The sequence below is a fragment of the Phenylobacterium sp. FG114 genome, assembly GCF_057809855.1.
Genome location: NZ_JBMDKU010000008.1, coordinates 75,111 through 97,327, shown reverse-complemented (window position 1 = coordinate 97,327; position 22,217 = coordinate 75,111). Strand labels below are relative to the sequence as shown.

General features: G+C 69.3%; 19 protein-coding genes. 8 read left to right on the top strand and 11 right to left on the bottom strand.

Annotated elements, in window-relative coordinates; all coding sequences use genetic code 11:
* The first annotated feature begins 138 nt into the window (after positions 1-138).
* The 3 genes from ACODSY_RS15155 to ACODSY_RS15145 all read left to right on the top strand — a co-directional run bounded on the left by ACODSY_RS15155 (position 139) and on the right by ACODSY_RS15145 (position 980).
* The gene (locus ACODSY_RS15155) at positions 139-357 is read left to right on the top strand and encodes a hypothetical protein (RefSeq protein ID WP_488952598.1); all 219 of its coding nucleotides are present in this window, start codon (positions 139-141) and stop codon (positions 355-357) included.
* A gap of 132 nt (positions 358-489) precedes the next feature.
* Complete coding sequence (locus ACODSY_RS15150) at positions 490-714, top strand: hypothetical protein (protein WP_488952597.1); 225 nt, start codon at positions 490-492, stop codon at positions 712-714.
* Positions 715-794: 80 nt separating this feature from the next.
* Positions 795-980 (top strand): hypothetical protein, encoded by a 186-nt coding sequence (locus ACODSY_RS15145; RefSeq protein WP_488952596.1) that lies wholly within the window; start codon positions 795-797, stop codon positions 978-980.
* Positions 981-1,013: 33 nt separating this feature from the next.
* On the opposite strand, the gene ACODSY_RS15140 is transcribed toward ACODSY_RS15145, so the two are convergent.
* Positions 1,014-1,859: a terminase small subunit-like protein gene (locus ACODSY_RS15140; protein WP_488952595.1), complete on the bottom strand. Its 846-nt coding sequence runs from the start codon at positions 1,857-1,859 to the stop codon at positions 1,014-1,016.
* A gap of 339 nt (positions 1,860-2,198) precedes the next feature.
* On the opposite strand from ACODSY_RS15140, the gene ACODSY_RS15135 reads away from it, so the two are divergent.
* Positions 2,199-2,420, top strand: coding sequence for a hypothetical protein (locus ACODSY_RS15135; RefSeq protein WP_488952594.1), 222 nt, complete (start codon positions 2,199-2,201; stop codon positions 2,418-2,420).
* On the top strand, positions 2,417-2,746 hold the full coding sequence (locus ACODSY_RS15130) for a hypothetical protein (RefSeq protein WP_488952593.1): 330 nt from the start codon (positions 2,417-2,419) through the stop codon (positions 2,744-2,746). Before ACODSY_RS15135 ends, ACODSY_RS15130 begins: the two co-directional genes overlap by 4 nt.
* A gap of 428 nt (positions 2,747-3,174) precedes the next feature.
* On the opposite strand, the gene ACODSY_RS15125 is transcribed toward ACODSY_RS15130, so the two are convergent.
* Complete coding sequence (locus tag ACODSY_RS15125) at positions 3,175-3,474, bottom strand: hypothetical protein (protein WP_488952592.1); 300 nt, start codon at positions 3,472-3,474, stop codon at positions 3,175-3,177.
* A gap of 116 nt (positions 3,475-3,590) precedes the next feature.
* On the opposite strand from ACODSY_RS15125, the gene ACODSY_RS15120 reads away from it, so the two are divergent.
* The 3 genes from ACODSY_RS15120 to ACODSY_RS15110 all read left to right on the top strand — a co-directional run bounded on the left by ACODSY_RS15120 (position 3,591) and on the right by ACODSY_RS15110 (position 10,943).
* On the top strand, positions 3,591-6,971 hold the full coding sequence (locus ACODSY_RS15120) for a type ISP restriction/modification enzyme (RefSeq protein WP_488952591.1): 3,381 nt from the start codon (positions 3,591-3,593) through the stop codon (positions 6,969-6,971).
* 78 nt (positions 6,972-7,049) lie between these two features.
* The gene (locus ACODSY_RS15115) at positions 7,050-9,851 is read left to right on the top strand and encodes an ATP-dependent DNA helicase (RefSeq protein WP_488952590.1); all 2,802 of its coding nucleotides are present in this window, start codon (positions 7,050-7,052) and stop codon (positions 9,849-9,851) included.
* 126 nt (positions 9,852-9,977) lie between these two features.
* The gene (locus ACODSY_RS15110; RefSeq protein WP_488952589.1) at positions 9,978-10,943 is read left to right on the top strand and encodes a hypothetical protein; all 966 of its coding nucleotides are present in this window, start codon (positions 9,978-9,980) and stop codon (positions 10,941-10,943) included.
* Here the strand turns inward: ACODSY_RS15110 and ACODSY_RS15105 are convergent.
* The 9 genes from ACODSY_RS15105 to ACODSY_RS15065 form a co-directional block, all read right to left on the bottom strand.
* Positions 10,940-11,359: an SRPBCC family protein gene (locus ACODSY_RS15105; RefSeq protein ID WP_488952588.1), complete on the bottom strand. Its 420-nt coding sequence runs from the start codon at positions 11,357-11,359 to the stop codon at positions 10,940-10,942. The genes ACODSY_RS15110 and ACODSY_RS15105 overlap by 4 nt on opposite strands.
* Complete coding sequence (locus tag ACODSY_RS15100) at positions 11,352-11,657, bottom strand: ArsR/SmtB family transcription factor (RefSeq protein WP_488952587.1); 306 nt, start codon at positions 11,655-11,657, stop codon at positions 11,352-11,354. The genes ACODSY_RS15105 and ACODSY_RS15100 overlap by 8 nt, the downstream gene beginning before the upstream one ends.
* A gap of 70 nt (positions 11,658-11,727) precedes the next feature.
* A complete protein-coding gene (locus ACODSY_RS15095) occupies positions 11,728-11,988 on the bottom strand; it encodes an EF-hand domain-containing protein (RefSeq protein WP_488952586.1) in 261 nt (86 codons plus the stop codon).
* 75 nt (positions 11,989-12,063) lie between these two features.
* A complete protein-coding gene (locus tag ACODSY_RS15090) occupies positions 12,064-12,996 on the bottom strand; it encodes a prephenate/arogenate dehydrogenase family protein (RefSeq protein ID WP_488952585.1) in 933 nt (310 codons plus the stop codon).
* A gap of 2 nt (positions 12,997-12,998) precedes the next feature.
* Positions 12,999-14,126 (bottom strand): pyridoxal phosphate-dependent aminotransferase, encoded by a 1,128-nt coding sequence (locus tag ACODSY_RS15085; RefSeq protein ID WP_488952584.1) that lies wholly within the window; start codon positions 14,124-14,126, stop codon positions 12,999-13,001.
* Between the two features lie 10 nt (positions 14,127-14,136).
* The gene (locus ACODSY_RS15080; RefSeq protein WP_488952583.1) at positions 14,137-14,940 is read right to left on the bottom strand and encodes a chorismate mutase; all 804 of its coding nucleotides are present in this window, start codon (positions 14,938-14,940) and stop codon (positions 14,137-14,139) included.
* A gap of 97 nt (positions 14,941-15,037) precedes the next feature.
* Complete coding sequence (locus ACODSY_RS15075) at positions 15,038-16,144, bottom strand: response regulator (RefSeq protein WP_488952582.1); 1,107 nt, start codon at positions 16,142-16,144, stop codon at positions 15,038-15,040.
* A gap of 229 nt (positions 16,145-16,373) precedes the next feature.
* A complete protein-coding gene (locus tag ACODSY_RS15070) occupies positions 16,374-18,857 on the bottom strand; it encodes a TonB-dependent receptor (RefSeq protein ID WP_488952581.1) in 2,484 nt (827 codons plus the stop codon).
* 431 nt (positions 18,858-19,288) lie between these two features.
* Entirely contained in the window at positions 19,289-22,150 is a 2,862-nt protein-coding gene (locus ACODSY_RS15065) for a TonB-dependent receptor (RefSeq protein WP_488952580.1), read from the bottom strand.
* Positions 22,151-22,217: the final 67 nt, after the last annotated feature.

Here is a 22,217-nt window from a genome sequence, read left to right as displayed (position 1 = left end):
GCTTTTCGGCGCCGCAGCACGACTCGGCGCCGGCTCGGCAAAAAATCGGTGTTAGGCCATTCGGATACCCCTTTTGGGGGATGGACCGGCCCGCGGCATCCGGCATCCTCCGCCGCGAGGGCGCAAGAGGATCCGTGCATGACGTCGAGTTCGAAGTCTTATGTCGCCATCGACGTGGCCGCCGACGGGCGCACCACCATGGACACCTTCACCGCGCCGCACGACACCGCGGCTTCCCGCCGGGCCCTGTTCGCCGCCGAGGGGGTGGTGGTCTCGCTCTGGCGCGACGAACAGCTCATCGGTCGCTGGCGCCGCTCGGCCGACCGCAACTTCCGCCCCGCCCCGCGCGAGCGCTGACCCGCCCCCGGCGCCGCGCCACCGGCGCTCGGCGCGCGCCGTCCGGGAACTGACATCGAAGCTTGGCATTTTCCCCGCGCCGGCCACTCCGGCCGAGCCTGTTTCCGCGTCCCGTTGCCGAGTGCGTCCGCCATGCCCAGCCTTTCGCCCCGCGACCTGAAGTCCTACGTCGCCATCGACATCGATCCCGACGGCCAGGCCCAGAGCGACCACTTCGAGGCCCTGCACGACACCGCCGCCGCCCGCCGCGCCCAGTTCGCGGCCGAGGGCGTGCTGCTCCAGCTCTGGCGCGACGCCCGCCTCATCGGCGCCTGGCGCCGCATCGGTCCGCGAACCTTCGAGCCCGAGGCCTTCTGAGCGCGCGAAGCCCCGCAGACAGCGCCGCCGAAGCGCGGCACGCTCGCGGGCGCACAACCGCCCGTCCAGGAGCCCCTCCCATGGCCCGCTTCGTCGCATTCCGCAGCGATGGCGCCCGCATGACCTGCCTCAACGTCGACCAGATCACCCTCGTCACCGACCAGGGGCCCGACGACACCAAGATCTACGTCACCGGCGGCCAGCACGTGGTCGTCAACGAACCCCTCGCCAAGGTCATGGCCGCCCTGACCGGCAAGGAGGCCTAGCCGCCGCCGCCGCGGAGCAGGGGGAGGGGGCGGTCAGCCCGCCCCATCCGCCCCATCCGCCCCATCCGCGCCCTCCGCGTCGCGCGACGTGTCCCGCACCAGCTCGCCGGTCGCGCAGTGCTGCTTGTAGGCCACCACCTTCACCGTCCCGTCCGGCTGCGGCTCGCGCTTGAAGTGGCGCACGTAGTAGATCACCTCCCGCGGCCCCTGCGGCTCGGCCTCGGCCTCCGCCGTCGCCGCCGCGGCCAGGTCCGCCTCGGTCGCCTCCGCCACCACGGGCTTGAACCGCCCGAACCGCTTCGGCGCCAGCACGCCCGCCGTCCAGCGCAGGTGCCCCAGCTGGACGTGCGTGGCATAGGCGTTGGCCGGCGTCACCGCCTCGGCGATCTCCCAGCCCAGGTCGCAGAACCGCTCGGCCTGCACCCGCCGCGCCAGCGACACCCGCGCGTCGAAATCCGCATGCGCCTCGCGCCACAGCGCCACCGTCGACGCCGCCGGCATCGCGGGGTCGGCGCAGATGCGGGTCATCGACTCCCCCTCGCAGAGCCGCGCGTAGATCTCCATCGCCGTCGCCTCGCAATAGCTCGACCGCCGCCGGCACCGCTCGTGGTCCCACCCGCCCAGCGTCCGCGCCCGCGACAGCGCCTTGCGGATCGTCGCCCGCTCATTCGCCCACGCCGTCACCGTCGTCCGGTGCGGCATTTCCGGCTCCCTGCAGATCGCGGTCACCGTCTCCCCCGTCGCCACCCGCCGCAGGATCGTGCGCAGCAGCTCGCCCGAGAACCTCACCGCAGGCTTGCGCACCCGTTCCGCCCGCGCCGGCCAAAGCCCCTGCGCCAGTTCAGCCGTCCCAGCCGCCGCCATTCCCCCGTCCGCCATGGGGCCCGCTCCTCTCGATGTCCGGAAACGAAAAAGGGTCCCGCCGCGCCGCGAGGCGCAGATCGGAACCCTGACCGAAACCCTCCCACATTCGCGCGCAAACGTCAAGAACAAAATAAGAACTTCGCCGACTCACCCCGCTCCTCACCTGCGAAGCTGGGGAGGGGGCCATCCGCCGAAGAGCGGGTGGTGGAGGGGGCGCGAGTCTCAACCGGGACAGACCGCGCCGCCACCGCCGCCACACCCCCGTTCGCAGTCCACAGTTCACCCCCAGTTTCCCGCCCGGACTCACCTCCGGTTGCTTGAACCGAACCTCGATGTTCGCGTTATGTTCTGGTCATGCCCGAACGCCGCATCGTCCATCTCGAACGCCTCTGCGTCCACGGCCCCGGCCGCGACCGCTGGTTCATCCGCCCCGGCAGCCGCTCCCGCCCCTGGGTGTGGTTCAACGCCGACCAAGTCCCCTTCGTCGATTCCACCGCCGGCTGGTTCGAGCTCGAGCGCATCCGCGGCGGCTGGCGCGTCCTGCGCCATGTGGAACAGGAGGGCGGCCCGCGATGAGATCCCCCGCCCGCCCAGGCGAACCCCGCCCCATCCCCGCCGACGCCGCCACCGCCATCGGCGACTTCGCCCGCTACCCCGGCTGCCGCCTGCTGCTGGCCTGCGCCATGTGCGCCTGGTCCAGAACCTACAACCCCGAGCGCGTCATCCACCGCCTGCAGGAACTCCGCACCGGCGGCCACGCCACCCGCCTCGTCGACGTCGCCAAGCGCGTCGGCTGGAACTGCCCCGCCTGTTCCCGCACCCGCTGGCGCATGCAGTTCGCCTGGCCGGCCGACCTGACGGAGGGCGAGCACAAACGGCTGATGAACCGCTGGCGGAACTAGCTTTCTTCGGGCGTGGCGGCCCGCTTATTTTCCGCGGCGCTCGCGGGGCATAAGGGCCATCGCAACGGCTACGAGCGGCAGGGATATAATGTAGGGCCGCAACGTCGCTTCCATTCCCGGGCCGAACACGACGTGCCAGCCAAACCGCCAAGCGCAGAGCAGCAATGTCGCGCCGAAGATCAGGCTAACCCACGTGAAACACAGCGCCAGCGAGCGTGCGAAATGCGCTAGTCGCCTCCGCCGAACTGGCCCCATCGCGTCATCCCCGTGCGCCACGCGCACAATCTTCCCTTAAGTCTACGGCAGCCCACAAGCCCCGCCGCCTGGGCGGGTCAAGGACCGCGCGCATGCGCGGCCGCGCCAGCGGCTCGTCCTTGAGGCGTGCGGGCGGTGGGGCACACTCCGCGCCCGGACTTAATCGCCTGAGCCTAGGCGGCTTTCAGACGCTCGATTTCCTGCATGAACTCGAAGCGCAGCTGGTTCGCCTCTTCATCTGGCAGCCAATCGGCCATCTGAGGAAACACGGTCAGCCACATTCGCGCATCGCGGTCCGGCCACGGCATCGTCGTAGCTGCGCGCGCGGTCGCCAGCAGCGCATGGAGACGACGTCGGATCAGTTCGGTATCCGGCACGAACTGACGAACGGGGGGCTCCATCCGCCCTTCGCCCACGCCGAACAGGCTGAGCTGGCCTTCCTCCTCGGAATGCGGATCGGACGGCTCTGACATCTTGGCGGGCCGCCTCCAAAGCGTCCAACATCGACAGGACCTCAGCTTGCCGATTCGGTCGCCAGCGGAAAGAGTGTCGCCGCCGACTGTCCACAGAAGAGCCCGTGTAATCCCCCGTGACCGCCACCGACGCTGAAAAGCTTGCTCAGGCGGTCTCCGCATTCGGCCGGGATGCTACGGCCACGCTCAGCAATCCGGCGATCACCGGCGAGCCGGAAGACCAACTGCGCGGCCCCATCATGGCTCTGGTCAAGGCGCTGGCAGACCTGACCGGGCTGGCCGGTCACGACACCCAGCTCGTCGGTGAAACGAAGCTGTCGGATCTCACCGTTCGCCCCGACTTCGCCGTCACCCGCAAGGGCGCACTGATCGGCTTCATCGAGCTCAAGGCGCCCGGCAAGGGCGCCGACCCGACGAGGTTCAAAGGCCACGACAAGGCCCAGTGGGAGAAGCTCAAGGCGCTCCCCAACCTCATCTACACCGACGGCAACGCCTTCAGCCTCTGGAGGGATGGCGAGCGGGCGCTCCCGGTCGTCCGCCTAGACGGCGACGTCGAGACCTCGGGCAAGGATCTGAAGGCGACCACGGACCTCGTGGCGCTGTTTTCGGCCTTCTATGGCTGGGACCCGCTTCCGCCACGGACGCCGCGGCAATTGGCGGAAACCACGGCGCGCCTCTGCCGGCTGCTCCGCGACGAGGTCTCCGAGCAGCTTGACCGCAAGGCTCCGGCGCTCACCGGCCTCGCGGAGGACTGGCGCCGGTTGCTCTTTCCCCACGCGACCGACGCGGAGTTCGCTGACGGCTATGCCCAGGCCGTGACCTTCGGCCTGCTGATGGCGCGGGCGCGCAACATTTCGCTGAGCGACGGCATCGAGGAAGCGGCCCGGTCGCTCCGCCATTCCAATTCGCTCATCGGCTCGGCGTTGCGCCTGCTGACCGAAGAGGTGGACGAGAAGCACACCCTCGATACCTCGCTGAAGACGCTGACCGCGGTGCTGGACGTCGTCGACTGGGCCAAGCTCAGCAAGGGCGAGCCCGAGGCGTGGCTCTACTTCTATGAACTGTTCCTTCAGCAGTACGACACGGCGCTGCGCAAGCGCACGGGCTCCTACTACACGCCGCCTCAGGTGGTGAACGCCATGGTGCGGCTGGTGGACGAGGCGCTGCGTTCGCCCGACCGCTTCGACCTCGTCGATGGCCTGGCGTCCAGCGACGTCAGCCTCGCTGACCCCGCGGTGGGCACCGGCACCTTCCTCTTGGGCGTGCTGCAGCGCATCCGCCAGACGGTTGAGGATCGTGATGGCGCGGGCGCCGTCCCGGCCGCGATCACCGACGCGCTCAAGCGCCTGATCGGCTTCGAGCTGCAGTTCGGTCCGTTCGCCGTGGCCCAGCTCCGTATTCTGGCCGAACTGCTGGAACTGGTGGGCGGAGCGGCCGAGCGGGAGAAGGCGCTGGGCGCCGAGCTTCGGCTCTATATCACCGATACCTTGGCAGATCCGGACGAGGAAACGGCGTGGATTCCGTCCCGCATGGCAGGCGTCGCCGAGAGCCGCAGCCAAGCGAACCGCATCAAGCGCCACGAACCGATCACTGTCGTTCTCGGCAATCCACCCTACAAGGAGAAGGCCAAGGGCCACGGCGGTTGGGTGGAGGATCGCGGCAAAGGCCTCCGGGCTCCGCTCGACGATTGGCAGCCCCCGGTTCACTGGGGCGTTGGGGCCCACGCCAAGCACCTGCGGAACCTCTACGTCTACTTCTGGCGCTGGGCGGCGTGGAAGGTGTTCGGCGGCGATCCCTATCGCAGCGGGACGGCCGCAGAGGCCGCCGACGACTGGACGAAGCGTAAGGGCGTCGTCTGCTTCATCACGGTCGCGGGCTTCCTGAATGGTCCCGGCTTCCAGAAGATGCGCGCCGAGCTGCGGCGCGACGCCGACGAGATCTGGGTGATCGACTGCTCGCCCGAAGGGCACCAGCCGCCGGTGAACTCACGTATCTTCCAGGGCGTGCAGCAGACGGTGTGCATCGTCATGGCCTCGCGCCGCGCGAGTACGGACAAGGACCCGCCGGCGAAGGTGCGCTTCCGCAGCCTGCCCGAGGGGGAGCGAGACGCGAAGTTCGCCGCGCTGGCCGACATCGCGCTGGATGATGCCGGTTGGGTGGAGGCGCCGAGCGGCTGGCGCGAGCCGTTCCTTCCGGCCGGCGCGGCGGATTGGGAGGGCTATCCCGCGCTAGAGGACCTGTTCGTCTACAACGGCTCAGGCGTGATGACGGGGCGGACCTGGGTTATCGCGCCGGACGCGCAGTCGTTGAGGGATCGCTGGAAGCACCTCCTCAGTGAGAACGATCCGGCGAAGAAAGAGGCGCTGTTCCACCCTCAGCTTCGTGACGGCAAGGTCGCTAGCCGCCACATCCGGAAGGTCGTAGCCCAAGGTGTGGGGAGCGGTGCGCCCAGAGCGACTCCGATAATCTCTGAGACCGGCCCGGCAAGTGAACCGGTGCTTGTGGGCTTCCGGTCGTTCGATCGTCAATGGCTGCTGCCGGACGCACGCCTGATCAACGACGTGCGCCCTCAGCTTTGGAATCGCCACTCCGACAAGCAGGTCTATCTGACCGGGTTGCTTGCGCATTCGCCTTCCTCCGGTCCCGCAGTAACGATCTGTGGGCTAGTTCCAGACCTGCACCACTACCGGGGGTCGTTCGGTGGCCGGGCGTTTCCGCTCTGGGACAATCGAGAGGCAACCCAGCCTAACCTCACTCTCAGCCTCCTGTCTGAACTTTCGCTCGCCTACGGCCGCGAGGTCGCGCCGGAGGAGGTGATGGCTTACATCGCCGCCGTCGCAGCGCATCCAGGCTACACGGACCGCTTCCGCAAGAACCTCAAGCAGCCCGGCCTGCGCATTCCGATCACGGCCGACCGCGCCCTGTTCGACGAGGCGGTCGCCATGGGCCGCGAGGTGATCTGGCTGCACACCTTCGGCGAACGCTTCGCCCAAGGTCACCCGCCGGGACCACCACGCGTCGAGCCGGCCGCCGCCGAACCCACGATCCCGGCCGATGGGGCCCTGCCGTCGTCGCTCGACGACATGCCGCACGAGCTGGACTACGACGGGGCCCAGCGCCGGCTGAGGATCGGCACGGGATACGTCGCCAACGTCCTGCCTGAGGTCTGGGCCTACGAGGTCTCGGGCAAGCGCGTCCTGAGCCAATGGTGGAGCTATCGCCGCAAGGATCGCTCCAAGCCGCCCATGGGCGACAAGCGCCCGCCCTCGGAACTCAGCAACATCCAGCCCGAAAAGTGGCTGCCCGAATACACGACCGAATTCCTGAACGTGTTGCGCGTCCTCACCCGCCTGGTGGCCCTTGAGCATCCGCAGGACGACCTTCTACGCCGTATCGTGGAGGGGCCGACCATCAGCGCAGACACGCTAGGCGGCGCTGGCGCACTGTCGGGCGGGTCGGCTGACGGTGAGGAGGTGGCCGCAGGCGACCAGGAGTAGCGCCTGCGTCGGAATCACCGCTCGACCCACCCCCAGTTCCCCTTCCGTTCGCCGCCCCACCCGACTAACCTCCGCAAGGTGTCCGCCCCCCCGACTCAGCTGGCCCTCGCCCCCGCGCTCGTGGTCCTGCCCGGCCCCCGCTGCGCCGTCTGCACGCCCGCCGGTGACGCCCAGCCGATCCGCGCCCCCGACGCCCGCGACCTCTTCGAAACCGCCCCGGTCCTTCTCGCCCACGCGGCGATGACCGCGCGGCGCCTCGGGCTCCACGCCCCGCCGCGCAGCCCCCGCATCTTCGACGTCCTCGAACTCTTCGCCTTCGCGCGCCCCGCCCAGTTCGCCGCCCCCTCCGCCGCGGGCCTGGCCCTGGCGCTGGGCCTGCCCGAGCCCAAGACCCCCGAGGCCCAGGCCGCCACGCTGCAGGCCGCCGTCAAAACCCTCCTCTCCGACCTGGCCCTCGCCCCCACCCCCTCCCGCGAGGAGGCGCTCGCCGTGGCCGAGACCCTGGCGCGCGCCGGCTGGCCCTGGGGCGCGGCCGTCATCGGCGCCCTGCGCTCGGTCCCGGCCGGCAACCAGTTCCGCTCGTCGGGCCTCGACGTCTGGATGCGCATCCCCGAGTGGGAGGCCGAGGCCCCGCCGGGCGAGCCGGGCTCCAAGCCCATCGCCGCCGCCGACTCCGCCGCCCGCCTGCAGTCCCTGCTGCAGACCGCCGGCCTCGACGAGGCGCGGCCCGCCCAGGCCGACTATGCCGCCGAGGCCGCCCACGTCTTCCAGCCGCGCGACCGCGAGGGCGAGCCCAACATGATGCTGGCCGAGGCGGGCACCGGGGTGGGCAAGACCCTGGGCTACCTGGCGCCGGCCTCGCTGTGGGCCGAGGCCAACGGGCCCTCGGTGTGGGTGTCCACCTACACCCGCGCCCTGCAGCGGCAGATCGAGCGCGAGAGCCGCGCCATCTGGCCCGACGAGAAGCTGCGCGCGAAGAAGGCCGTGGTGCGCAAGGGGCGCGAGAACTACCTGTGCCTGCTGAACTTCCAGGAGCAGGCCAACGCCGCCCAGCTCGGCGGGTCCGACCTGGTGGGCATGGCGCTGGCCGCGCGCTGGGCCCGGGCCACCCGCGACGGCGACATGACCGGCGGCGACTTCCCGGCCTGGCTGCCGACCCTGTTCGCGGTCCAGCCGGCGGCGCAGGCCAGCGCGGCCAACCTGGTGGACCGGCGGGGCGAGTGCGTGCACGCCGGCTGCCAGCACTACCGCGCCTGTTTCGTGGAGAAGGCGATCCGCGGCGCGCGCCGCGCCGACATCGTCATCGCCAACCACGCCCTGGTGATGACCCAGGCGGCCTTCGACGGGGCGCGGGCGGCGCGCGGGTCCAAGGGCGACGCGGAGACCAGCCAGCTTCGGCGCATCGTCTTCGACGAGGGCCACCACCTGTTCGACGCGGCGGACTCGGCGTTCTCGGCGGCCCTGTCGGGGGCCGAGGCGGCGGAGCTGCGGCGCTGGATCCGCGGGCCCGAGGGCCGGGGCCGACGGGGGCGAGGCCTGGAAGCGCGCCTGCTCGACATGCTGGGCGACCGGGAGGAGGCGCGGGCGGCGCTGGACGAGGCGATCCGCGGGGCCAGCGCCTTGCCGGGCGAGGGCTGGAGCGGCCGCATCGCCAATCCGAACGGCGAGGTGAACCCGAACGGTCCGATCGAGCACTTCATCGTCGCGGTGCTGGAGCAGCTTCGCGCCCGGTCCCAGCCGTCGGAGGTGGGGATGGAATGCGCCGCCCGGCCGGCCCTGGACCTCGTCCGCGCCACCGCCCGCGAGGCGGCCACGGCGCTCGCGCGGCTGGAGGCGCCCCTGCTGGCCCTGGCTCGCGCCCTGGAGGACGTCATGGACCAGGAGGCCGAGACCCTGTCCGGCTCCGAGCGCGCCCGGATGGAGGGGGCGCTGCGGGGCCTCGACCGCCGCGCCCGTATGACCCTGCCGGCCTGGCGCTCGATGCTGCGCGCCATCGACGAGGACGCCGAGGACGACCCCGACTTCGTCGACTGGTTCGAGGCCACCATCATGTACGGGCGCGCCGTCGACGCCGCCTGCCGCCGGCATTGGGTCGACCCGTCCGAGCCGCTGACCAATGCGGTGATCAAGCCGGCGCACGGGGTGCTGGTCACCTCGGCGACCCTGGCCGACCCCACGCTTGAGGATCCGTTCGCGCTCGCCGAGATGCGCACCGGCGCCGCGCGCCTGCCCGACCGGCCGAAGACGCTCAAGCTCACCTCGCCCTTCGACTACGCCGCCAATGCCCGGGCCCTGGTGGTCACCGACGTCAGCAAGGACGACGCCCGCCAGGTGGCCGCCGCCATGCGCGAGCTGTTCCTGGCCGCCGGCGGCGGTGGGCTCGGCCTGTTCACCGCCATCCGCCGGCTGAAGGCCGTGCACGAACGCATCGCCGCGCCCCTCGCCGACAAGGGCCTGGCCCTCTACGCCCAGCACGTGGACCCGCTGGAGGTGGGCGCGCTGGTCGACATATTTCGCGCCGAGCAGGACGCCTGCCTGCTGGGCACCGATGCGGTGCGCGACGGCGTCGACGTGCCGGGCCGCTCGCTGCGCCTGCTGGTCTTCGACCGCATCCCCTGGCCGCGCCCCGACATCCTGCACAAGGCCCGCCGCGCCCGGTTCGGGAACAAGACCTACGATGACGCGATCGCCCGCGGCCGCATCGCCCAGGCCTTCGGCCGCCTGATCCGCCGCGCCGACGACAAGGGCGTCTTCGTCATGCTGGACGCCGCCGCGCCGACCCGCCTGTTCAGCGGCCTGCCGCCGGGCGTGGAGCTCCAGCGGGTGACGCTGGTCGAGGCGATCGAGCAGGTGGAGAGCTTCCTAATTCCTCCCCCCTAGGGGGAGGGGGACCGCGAAGCGGTGGAGGGGGCTTCCTCCCCGTCACGCGCGCTCCGCCTTCCTGTTCCCGTATTGTTCTTTTAACGGTCCCCGTGCTACAGCGCCGCTGCGCAACCCGGAGGACCCATGCGCCTGCTGCAACACCTGACCGCGATCCTGGCCGTTTCCTCGCTGCTGGCGGGCGCGGCCCGTGCGGACGAGACCGCGCTCAACAAGGAAGGCTACTGGACGGTCGGCCGGGGCGAGCCCACGAGCCGGACCTGCATGGCCAGCGTGCCGTCCGCCGATGGCGGGATGCTTATGCTGCAGGCCGACGGCGGCGCCGTCTCGTTCGCGGTCGGCGCGAAGTCGCCGATGCGCCGGGGCAAGCAGGGCGAACTCGTCATCGACGCCAACCGCTTCCCGTTCGAGCTGGAGCTCAACGACAAGCGCGACTTCTTCTTCCAGATCGGGACCCTGGATGAGCGGGCGGTCGCCGCGCTCAAGCTGGCGCAGGACGTCGAGGTCGTCATGGAGGGGCGGACCGTGTTCAGCGGCGCACTCGCCGGGACGGGTGTCGAGAACGCCGTCGAGGCGGTCGTGGCGTGCTCGAAGGGCGAGCAGGGGTGGTGGGGCGAAGGCGCTGTCCAGGCCACGGCCACCGCGATCCCGGGGTCGGACATGATCCTCAACAAGGAAGGGATTTGGAGCATCAAGGTCGCCGACAGCGGCGTGTGCGTGGCCCACGCCCGGATCGACGACCAGGTTTTTCTGCAGTTCCTAGGCGCCGGGGGCGGTGTCGGCCTCGCGGTCGGCGCGGCGAGCGGCCGCCTGCCGAATGGGCGCGCGGGACGCGTCGACGCCGGCGGCTACGCCTTCGACTTCGCGCCCAGCTACGATGACGACGGCGCCTACATGACGTCGGCCGACCTGCTGGACGAAACCTCCGTCGGCATCCTGCGCCGCGCGAACCGGCTGAAGATCACGGTGGATCGCAAGACGCTGGTGGACACGCCGGTGGCCGGGACCGGGTATCCGGAGATCCTCGACGCCGTGGCCGCCTGTTCGCTTGGCAAGGCCGGCTGGTGGGGCGAGGGGTCCAAGGCGCCCTAGCCCAGCGCGCGCTCCACGCTCGCCAGGATCGTCGTCCAGCCCTGGACCGTTTGCTTGGTCCACTCTTCCAGCACGCCGGCGTGGCGGAGCGTCACCACGCAGCCTTCGCCGTCGGGCCGGAAGTCCAGGGTCACCGTGGTGTCGCCGGGATCGTACTGCGGCACGGCGAAGCTGAAGACCAGGCGGCGCGGCCGGTCGATCTCCAGGTACTCGCCCACGTGCTCCACGTCGCCCATCTCGGGCCGGCGGTCCACGAAGGTGAAGCGCCCGCCCACCCGCGGGTCGGTCTCGGCGCGGATCATCTCGCCATCGGGCGTGGCGAACAGGAAGCGCCGCGCCACCTGCGGGTCCAGCCAGGCGTCGAACACCTTCTCGGCCGGGAAGGGATAGCGGTGGGAAACCGTGAGCTCAGCCATCCTTCAGCACCCTCTCCAGTTCGCCGAGGCGCCAGGCCCACAGCGTCTTCTGCTTGGCGATCCAGTTGGCCGCCTCGTCCAGCGGCTCAGGCGTGAGCGCCAGGAAGTGCTCGCGCCCCTCGACCCGGCGCCGCACCAGCTTCGCCCGCTCCAGCATGCGGATGTGCTTGGAGACCGAGTTCAGCGAAATCGGGAATGGCTTGGCCACGTCGGTGACCCGCGCCTCGCCCTGCGCCAACCGGCTCAGGATCGCCCTGCGGGTCGGGTCGGCGATGGCGATCAGGGTCTCATCCAACATATTCACCTCTAAGGGTGAATATCTGGCGAAAAAGAAGGCCGGTCAACCCGGCCTCCTGGTGGTGGCTGGCTCAGCCGCCCCGCGCGCGCATCGCGGCCATGGCGGCCTCGAGCTCGGCGGCGGTGATCTTGCCGTCCTTGTTGGCGTCCACGGCGTCGAACCGCTCGGCCGGCCGGCCCGCGGCCGTCCATTCCGCCTTGTCGACGGCGCCGTCGCCGTTCTTGTCCCAGTTCTTAATGATATCAGCGGGTTGCGGCATCTGGGCATAGGCCGCGCCAGCGCCCGCCAGCAGGGCCGTGGCGGCCGCGGCCGCGAAGATCGTCTTGCGCATCGGGTGGTCTCTCTCCGAAAGGAGCGGCGAGTACGCTCGCCGTACGTTGCGCCGATATTACCCGAATGTGGCGGATCAGTGCTTGCCGCGGTCGCGCCCGAAGTTCGGCTCGGCGCTTTCCTGTCCCATGGCCACGATCCCGCGGCGGATCTCCCGCGTGCGGCTGAACAGCTCGAACAGCTTGTCGCCCTCGCCCCAGCGGATCGCCCGCGACAGCGCCTGCAGATCCTCCGTGAACCGGCCCAGAACCTCCAGCACCGCGTCCTTGTTGGTCAGGAAGACGTCGCGCCACATGGTCGGGTCGGAGGCCGCGATCCGGGTGAAGTCGCGGAAGCCGCCCGCCGAGTACTTCATCACCTCGGTCGCGGCCACGCCCTCGAGGTCGGCGGCGGTGCCGACGATGTTGTAGGCGATCAGGTGGGGCAGGTGGCTGGTGATGGCCAGGACGAGGTCGTGGTGCTTGGCGTCCATCTCCTCGACGCGCGCGCCGATCGCGGTCCAGAACGCCCCGAGCCTGGCGACCGCCTCGCGGTAAGGGGCGTCGTCCCGCGGCTGCGGCGTCAGGATCGTCCAACGGTTCTGGAACAGCTCGGCGAAGCCCGCGTCCGGGCCCGACTGCTCGGTGCCGGCGATCGGATGGCCCGGGATGACGAAGGCGCTGGCGGGCAGGGCGGCGGCCAGCACGTCGGCCACGTGCTCCTTCACAGACCCCACGTCGGTGACCGTAGCTCCGGGCTTCAGGCCCGGGGCGGCCGCACGGGCGGCGGCCTCCATCGACATCACCGGCACGGCGAAGACCACCAGGTCGGCGTCGGCCACCGCCTCGGCCGCATCGGCGAACAGGCTGTCGGCGAGCTTCAGCGCCGCGATGCGTTCGCGCGCCGCGTCCGAGGCGTCGGCGACCGCGATGTGGCCGACCACCCCGGCCTCGCGCGCGGCGCGGATCAACGACGACCCGATCAGGCCGCAGCCCACCACCGCCATCTTCGCATAGATCGGCTGGACCATCCTCAGGCCTTCATGAACTCGGCCAGGGCCTCGACCACGGCCCGGTTGTGCTCTTCCAGGCCGATGGTGATCCGCAGGTGGTCGGGCAGGCCGTAGTTGAGGACCCGCCGCGTCAGCAGGCCGCGCGCGCTCAAGAAGGCGTCGGCGTCGGCCGCCGTCTTGCCGGTCTTCGGGAAGCCCACCAGCACGAAATTGGTCGCCGAAGGGCCGACCGGCTCCAGCCCGATGCCGCCCAGTTGCTGGGTCAGCCAGGGCCGCCACTGTTCGACGTGGGCGATGGAGCGGGCCTGGAATTCCTCGTCGCCCAGGGCGGCGACGGCGGCGCGCTGGCCGGCGATCGAGGTGTTGAACGGCAGGCGGATACGGTCAACCGCCGCCGCGATCTCGGCGGGCGCATAGCCCCAGCCCACCCGCAGCGCCGCCAGTCCGTGCAGCTTGGAGAACGTGTGGGTGACCACGACGTTGTCGGTCCCGCGCGCGAAGTCCAGGCCGTCCTGGAAGGTGGGGTCGGTGGCGAACTCGCTGTAGGCGCCGTCCAGCACCAGCACCACGCTGGGCGGCAGGGCCGCGTGCAGCCGCAGCACCTCGGAGAACGGGATCCAGGTGCCGGTCGGGTTCCCGGGATTGGCCAGGAAGACCAGCCGGGTGCGGTCGTCGACCACCTTCAGGATCTCGTCGACGTCGATCCGATAGCCCGGCTCCTTGGCGTTCTTCACCTCGGCCTGGCAGGCGTAGGCGCCGATGGCGAAGGCAGCGAAGCCGTACTCGCCCTGCACGATGTTGTCGCCCGGCTCGAGGAACGTCTGGTTCAGCAGCGCGAACACCTCGTCCGAACCGCAACCGAAGATCAGCCGCTCGGGCTCGAGACGGAACCGCTGGGCGATGGCGTCGCGCACGATGTTCGTGCGGCTGTCGGGATACATCTGCAGCTCGTGGGCGGCGCTCGCGAACGCCTCCACCGCCTTGGGGCTGGAGCCCAGGATGTTCTCGTTGGCCGAGAGCTTCACCGGCGCGGCCACGCCTTCGGCGTGCGCCTTGCCGGGCACGTAGGCGTGGATGTCCATGATCCCCGGCTTGGGGAGGGGCTTGGCCGCGCGAGCGCGGTTCACGGGGTCGGCGGTGTCGGACATGCGGCGACGCTTACACGTCCAGCGGCGCCGGCGCAGCCCCGATGACGCCGCTCAGCCGCCCCGGCGCACGGGCCAGACGCTCGTCCTCGCGCTGGTAGAAGCCGGCCAGCATGAACAGCTTCAGGCCGCCCGCCTCCGCGACTAGATCTGCCGCCACGCCGTCGCGGCCGAGCGCCTCCTCGATGGCTCCCGCCGCCCCCGGGGCGTCGGTGACCCAGAACGTCCGGTCGTCGCCGGTGGGTTCGACGTCCACCGCCGCGACCGCCAGCGCCGACATCGGCCCCCAGGCCGCGAGGCAGGGCAGGGCCGCGAAGACCTTCAGCTGCGGCTCGGCGAGCAGGCGGCCCCACCAGGCGCTGTCGGCCGCCAGCGCGCAGATCGCCACGCCGCCGGGCGTGCGGGCCGCGGCGATCGCGTCCTCGACCTTGGCGTGCTGGCGCAGCGGCGGCGCCGCGCCAAAGCGGTGGCGCGCGAGTTCCACGGCGCGGCCGGGATCCTTGCCGCCCCACACGTTGAGGTGGAACGGCCCCTGAACCGACAGGCTGTCGCCGATCATTTCGCGCCAGATGCGCACGACCAGGCTGGGGCTGGCCGCGGTGCGCTCGGCGGCGATCAGGCGGCGCAGGATCGCCGCCTCACGGCCAGGCCGCAGGGCGAACTTGTCGCCGTCACCCGCGGCTTGCTTGGCCGCCGCCACCACACGGGCGAGCGAGGCGCGTTCGTCCACCAGGCGCAGGAGTTCGGTGTCCAGCGCGTCGATGCGCTGGCGCACGGCCTCCAGCGACGGCGCCGCGCCGGTCTTGCCCTCGGACATAAACGATCCCCAAAACAGGAGCCCGCGACCTAAGGGATTGCAGCGAGGGGTGCAATAGGCCCCGTCCGCGCAAGAAAGTTGCAGCTGTAACGGGCGATTACGCCGCCGCGGCGTTGCGCGTCGGGTCCAGCGCCTGCTGCAGCGCAGTGAGCAGGTGTTCGGGCTTCATCGGCTTTTCGACGACGCCGTTCATGCCGGCCGCCAGATAGGCTTCCGCGTCGTCCGGATCGGCGTTGGCGGTGAGCGCGATGATCGGCACCACACCCACGGGGCCGGGGATCGCCCGGATGGCGCGGGTGGCGGCGATCCCGTCCATCCGCGGCATCTTGATGTCCATCAGGATCAGGTCGAACCGACCGGTCCGGGCGGCCTCCACGGCCTCCTCGCCGTCCTCGGCGGACTCGCTTGTGCAGTCGAACATCTCGACCAGCGACTGGGCGACCATTCGGTTGGTGGCGTTGTCGTCGACCACGAGGATGTGCGCGGCGCGGCCGGCGTCCTCGACGGGTTCCTCGATCGTCTCGGGGATCGGCGCCAGCATCAGTTCGAAGGCGGCGGTGTCCGAGGCTCCGGCGTTGGCCTCCTTACGGAGCTCGCCCTCCATGCCCTTCAGCACTCGGCGCGCCAGCATGGCGCCCAGCGCCACTTCAAGGCCGAGGCGCTCGGCGATCGCGCGGATGCGGCTCTCGGCGTCCTTTTCGTCCCAGCCAGAGTCGCGCGGACCGCGCACCCGGCCTTCCAGGCGCACCCCATCGGGGCCGCAATGGGCGAAGAGGCCGGCTTCCACGGCGCCGCGCGCCTGGGCGCCCACGGCCTCGCCGATGAAGCCGTCGAAGATCTGCAGCAGGCGCTTGCGGTCGGCCAGGGCGGCCGCCTCCGGGTCGCCGTCGTACGAGACCAGCAGCGTCACGCCGGCCGCCGCGGCCCGCGGTTGCCAGCGCGCCTCGATCTCGTCCATCAGCTCGCGCAGGCGGATCGGCTCGAGATTCAAATCCAGGCCGTCGGCAAAGATGTTCTTGAGGTCCAGGGCAGAGGTCAGCATTCGTCGCACGCCCTCCGCCGCCTCGGCGACGCTGGCGACGCACGCCTCTCCGTCCGGCGTCAGCCGCTGGCGGGCGAGCTGGTCGGTCAGGGCCAGCATACCCTCCATCTGCTGGCGGATGTCGGCCGTCACGCGGTCGAAAAAGAACTCGGGCAGGGACATGAGCCGCCGGGGAACGAGGAACCTTCAGGTACTCATTCTGTGGGGCGAGCGCTTGAGCAGAGGTTAAATCCGGCGAGCGGAAGCCTGCGAATCTCTTCCTGCGCGTCAAAAGGCCGCCCAATCCGCTCCCACCGGGCGCCCGCACGGGCCGCAGCCCAAAAGAAAAAGGCGGCGGACACGAGGTCCGCCGCCCGAAGTCGGCACGTAAATGGGAGGAAACGCGCCTTAACTAGAAGCGGTACTGCAGCTCCACGCCGTAGGTGCGGGGCTGAATCAGGCCGCGGGTGATGGCCGTCCGGGTCTGGACGAGGCTGCCCACCTGCGGGTTGGGCGGGCTGTCGAAGATCGCCGTGGGCGTCGTCGAGCCATTCGAGGTGAAGCCCTTCTGGTCGAAGGCGTTCTTCACGTACCCGATCAGGGTGTAGCGATCGTCGGCGTCGTTCCACAGCACGCGGAAGTCGGTGACGTCGTAGGCCTTGACCTTGTTCGCCGCGCTCTTGAACGGCTGGTAGAACGTCTCGTCTGTCCAAGTGTAGGTGGCCGACAGGATCAGCGAGCCCGGCGCGAAGTTGAAGGTGTAGTTCGCGTTGCCGGCGAACTTGTTCTCCGGCGACTGGTAGATGCGCGAGCCCTTCAGGGTCTGGAACACCAGGCGGGTGCCGTTCGAGACCACCGAACCGCCCGAAGGCGTGGCGTTCGGGTCGAGGGCGCCCGGGTCCGCCGGGTCGTAGAAGCAGCAGCCCTTGGTGATCTTGGTGTGCAGGTAGCCGTAGCTGGCCGACAGGTCGAGATTGGCGATCGGCCGCCAGATGGCTTCCAGCTCCAGGCCGTAGGCCTCGGCATCGACGTTGACGAAGTTGTTCGCCGCCGCGGTGCCGGCCGCGTTCAGCTGCGACAGGTTGAGCTGCAGGTCCTTGTAATCGTTGTAGAAGGCGGCCGCGTTGATCTGGAATTTGCGCGCGATCGTCTTCTTCAGACCGACTTCGAAGGCGTCCACCTGTTCCTGCTTGGCCTCTGGCTGCGACGACAGGGTGCCGAGCAGGAAGCCACCCGACTTGTAGCCGCGGCTGTACTTGGCGTAGCCCAGCGTATCCGCGTCGGGCGTCCAGTCCAGGTTCAGCACGCCGGTGACGGCGTCCCAGCTGTTCTTCAGCGAGCGGAAGTTCTGCACGCCCGGCGTCGTCGGGTCGATGTCGGTGGAGACGTCGAACGCCGCCGCGCCGCCCGCGATCGCCGGCGACTGGATGATCAGGCGCTGGAACTCGGTGCCGTCCTTCTTGTCCTTGGTGTAGCGGATGCCCGCCGTCACCGCGAACTGCTCGTTCAGCTCGTAGGTGGCCTGGCCGAAGACGGCATAGGCCTTGGAGTTCAGGGTCGCCTGAGTGTCGGCGTAGTTGCGCAGCGGATTCGGCGCCGCCAGCGCGCCCGTGAGGGTCAGCGGGTTGGCCAGCGCGGCCTGGTTCGGATTCCCGAGCTGGATGCGCTGACGATATTCTTCCTCGTACTGGTAGACGCCGAGGATCCAGCGCAGCGGCCCGTCGCCGTTCGAGGTCAGGTTGATCTCGTTGGAGTAGTAGCGCTTGTGCTCGTTGAAGTCGGTCGTCTGGGTCGGGAAGTACAGCTGGCCGGCCAGGATCCCGGCGATGCCGGCGGTGCGGCTGGTGCCGTCGTTGTCGCCGCCGGTCTGGTAATTGTACTGCTGGAAGCCGCCGATGTACTTCAGCGAGGCGAAGCCCAGGTCGTAGCTGACCGTCGTGGTCAGCACGTGGTTGCCGCGCAGCTGGCCGTAGCCGTCGGTGTTGGTGTTCTGGACGTACGGGTCGGTCACGCCCGGGTTGGCGGTCGTGTAGCCGAACTGCGGGTTGACCTGCAGCTGGCCGATGGGCCCGAACACACGGGTGGTGTCGTACGGCGTGACCAGGTTGGCGAGGCGGTCGCCGACGCCGGTGGTGTCGTCCCAGCTCGAGCGATTATAGCGCGCGAAGATCGACAGCTTCTCGGTGGGCTCGGCCTCGATCTGGAATTCGAAGTAGGTCCGCTTGATGGTGGCGCCGTCGTTGGCGGTGCCGATGTTCTTGATGAAGCCGTCGCGTTGGTGGTCCTGGCTGCCCCCCACCTTGAAGCGCAGGTTGTCGGCCACGGGCAGCGAGACGACGCCCTCGATGCGGGTGCGGTCATAGTTGCCGTAGCTGGCGCGGATCTCGCCGCCGAACTCGTGGGCCGGGCGCTTGGAGATCTGGTTGATCGCGCCCCCGATGGCGTTACGGCCGTACAGCGTGCCTTGCGGGCCGCGCAGGATTTCCGTCCGTTCGATGAAGAGCGGCGTCTTGAACAGCTCGGACGACGAGGCCGAGTAGAAGCCGTCCGAGTAGGACGCCACGCCCGGGTCGTTGCCGATGTAGAAGGTGTTGCGGCCGGCGCCGCGCAGGCTGACGCGGTCGGTGCCGGAGTAGTTCATCCCCGGTGTGAAGTTCACGAAGTCCTGGATGCCGGTGATGCCGGCGATGTCGCGGCGCTCGGACGTGAAGGCCGACACGGCCACCGGAACGTCCTGCAGCGATTGCTCGCGCTTTTCGGCAGTGACCACCAGCTCTTCGAGCGTGGCGCCTTCGTCGGCGGCTTGGGCCAGGGCGGGTTGGGCGAAGGCGCAGAGCGCGGCGAACGAGACGCCGGCGGCCAGAAGTGCGCGCGCGGGCGCGGATTTGCGAGACATGAAGGTCCTCCCGAGGCGCGGGCGGCGGGCCGTCCGGTCTCGTGTTTTGCATATTGTTGGAGCGGACGCGGGGAGGCGTCCGGGCGGCGGACCCTCAATGGCTTACGCGCGCGTCGTCAACTCACCAGCGATAACTTACGCCGTTATGGCGCGGCTTTTTTCATACTGTGGCGAAAAGACCGCATTTTCGAATTCCAAATGCAAAAATGAACGCCGATCGATGAACGCCTTTCCAGCTAAGGGATCGCGGCGCGGCGGAACGCGTTCGGCGCGTACCGATATGTCAAAAAAGTATGAAACCAATTGGAAATTGAAGGTTGTGGAACGGCGGAGGCGGCGAAAACGCCTCGATCTCTCCCCGCTTGCCGCCCATGAAAAAGGGGCGGCGGATTGCTCCGCCGCCCCCGAAGGCTTCCCTGGAAGGAGGGGTCCTACCAGCGCTTGGTGACCGAGACGCCGTAGGTGCGCGGCTCGGTGTAGAAGGCGTTCCGGAACAGGCCCGAGCTGTCGTCCGTCAGGTAGAAGTCGGTGATCGCCTTCTCGTTGGTGGCGTTCTTCACGAAGCCGGCCACCTCGACCCCCATGTCGCTGTTGTTGATCGTCAGCGTCAGGTTGACGTTGTCCCAGGCTTTGATCCGGTCCGGCGTCGAGTTGTAGATCCGCGCGAACGTCTTGGTCTGGTGGTAGTAGTCGCCGCGCAGCGTCGCGTCCCAATCGCCCAGCGTCCAAGTGTACTGGGCGCCCAGCGAGACCGTCCAATGCGGCGCGTTCGGCAGCTGGTTGCCGCTCAGATCGACCGGCACGCCCTCCGAGACCAGGCCGCCGAAGGCGTTGGTGCCGGCGGCGATAGCGCCCGTCCCGTTGATGTTGGTGCCCGCGCCCGCGGCCGAGGCCAGGGTGCAGACGCCGAGCAGGGTGAACGGGGTGGGCGGGACGCCCGGCACTAGGCCGCTGGAGACCGCCAGCGCGGTCGCGGCCGCCTGGGTGGAGACGACGCAGTTCGAGGCCGCGCTCGACTTGACCAGGGTCAGGGCAGGGTTGCTCTGCGTCCGGTCGAAGGTGTCGACCAGCGAGGCGTCCTTGATCTTCGTGTCGAGATAGCCGATCGCGGCGTTGAAGCGCAGGCCGCGGACCGGCTGCCAGATCGACTCGAACTCGAGACCCTTCACCTCGGCGTTGATGTTGTCGTTGGTGGAGGCGCGGTTGATGATCCGCGAGATCTGGTAGTTCTTATAATCGTAGAAGAACCCGGTGAAGTTCATCTGCAGGGAGCCACCCATCAGGGTGTTTTTCGTGCCGATCTCGTAGGCGTCGATCAGCTCGGGCTTGAAGGTCACCGAGGTCGGAACCACGCCGATGCCGGGGCTGGGCGGGGTGTTCAGGCCGCCCGACTTGTAGCCGCGCGAGTAGAACGCATAGATCAGGGTGTCGTCGGTGAAGCCGAGATCGGGCTTCCAGTCGAAGCCGAAGCGGCCCGTGGGCTTCTTGAACTTCACGTGCAGGATCGCATCCTGCCCCGGCAGCGGTCCGCCGATGCCCGACCCGGTGGTGCCCAGGACGACGGAGTGGTTCTCCACGTCCTTGGAGTCGACCGTGTAGCGCAGGCCGAGGGTCCATTTGAAGTTGTCCGACATCTGCCAGTACAGCTCGCCGAAGGCGGCGTAGGAGGTCAGGTCGTACGGGCCGTAGCTGTCGTAGTAGTTGCGGCCCGAGCGGTTGGGATCGGCGTTCGGGTCGATGGCGACGCAGGTCGGCCCGCTGGTGCAGTTGGCGTTGCCGGCCAGAAGCTGGTTGTTGATTTGGTAGAAGCCGGTGCCCGTGTTGAACATCACGTAATAGTCGCCGGTCGCCTGGAACCGCGAATAGATGCCGCCGACGTTGAAGTTGAACGGCCCGTCGAACGACGACTGGAAGCGCACCTCATGGCTCCACTGAGTGGTGTAGCCCGACGAGATGTCGCTGGTCGTGAAGCGGTTGAACGTGCCGTTCTGGGGATCCCGGATCGCGCCGTTCGGGAACAGGCTGGCGTAGAGCCCGCCGTAGAGCGCGGCGGGCACCTGCGCGGCGGGTGGGTTCGGCGAGCAGGGCGGCGCGAACAGGTTGCAGCTGTTGACCGCGGCGTTGAACGACGTGCTCGGCGTGTAGCGATTGTAGTCCTGGCGCGTGTAGAGCTTGGAGACCGTATAGGCGGTCAGCCAGTTCAGGGTCAGGCTATCGGTGACGTCGAACTGGGCGTTGAACTCGTAGATATCGGTCTTGGCCTTGTAGATCGGGTCGAAGGTCGACTCGATGTCGCGGATGCTCGGCGTCTGCATCTTGCCGGCATAGGCGTCGCCGCTCTGGAAGCCGCCCAGGGCGCCGAACAGACCGCCCAGAGTCCCCTGGCTGTTCACGGTGCCGAACGCGTCGTTGGCGTAGAGCGAGGTGGCGCGGCAGCCCTGGCTGAAGAAGCCGCGCTGGATCTGCGCCTGGTTCGGATCGGCCGACAGCGGCACGCCGCCGACGTTCGTGGCAGGACCGGTATCCTTGCTGCAGATCTGCTTGCCGATCCGCGAGCGGTTGTCGTCTTCCTCGAAGTGATCCCACATGCCCCAGGCGCGGAACTTGTCGCTGGGGTTGAACGAGATCGTCGCGCGGGCGCCGAACAGGTCGCGGTCGTCCGCGTCGTTGCCGGTGACGATGTTCTTACCGAACCCGTCGCGCTTGAGGTACGAGCCGGCCAGGCGGATGGCGAACACGTCGTTGAGCGGGATGTTGATCATCCCGCGGGCCTTCATGGTGTTGTAGTTGCCGTACTCGCCCCGGAGGTTGCCCTCGAACTGGTCCGTCGGCTTGGCCGTGACGAGGTTGACGACGCCGCCCGTGGCGTTGCGGCCATACAGGGTGCCCTGCGGGCCCCGGAGCACTTCCACCCGCTCGACGTCGTAGAACTCGGTCTCGAACAGGTTGTTGGCGATCAGCGGGGCGTTGTTCAGGTGGATGCCGGTGCCGGCGTCGCCCGAACCGGCCACCAGCTTCGAGCCGATGCCGCGGATCTGGAAGTTGTAGCCGGTGAAGTTCCCCTTGGAGAAGTTCACGTTCGGCACCGCCAGCACGAGGTTGGGGCCGCCGTCGATCTTGGATTTCTCCAGCGCGTTCTGGTCGAACGCCGAGACGGCGATCGGAACGTCCTGAAGGGCTTCTTCCTTCCGTTGCGCCGTGACGACCAGTTCCTCGATGACGTTGGACTGGCCGCCGCCTGCGGTCTGGGCGAAGGCGGGCATGGCGAGCCCGGTCAAGGCCGTGGCGGACACGCCAACGGCCAGCAAGCTCCGAAGAGTGCGGGTATCTCTCATATTGTTCCTCCCAGGGCCGCCCGGA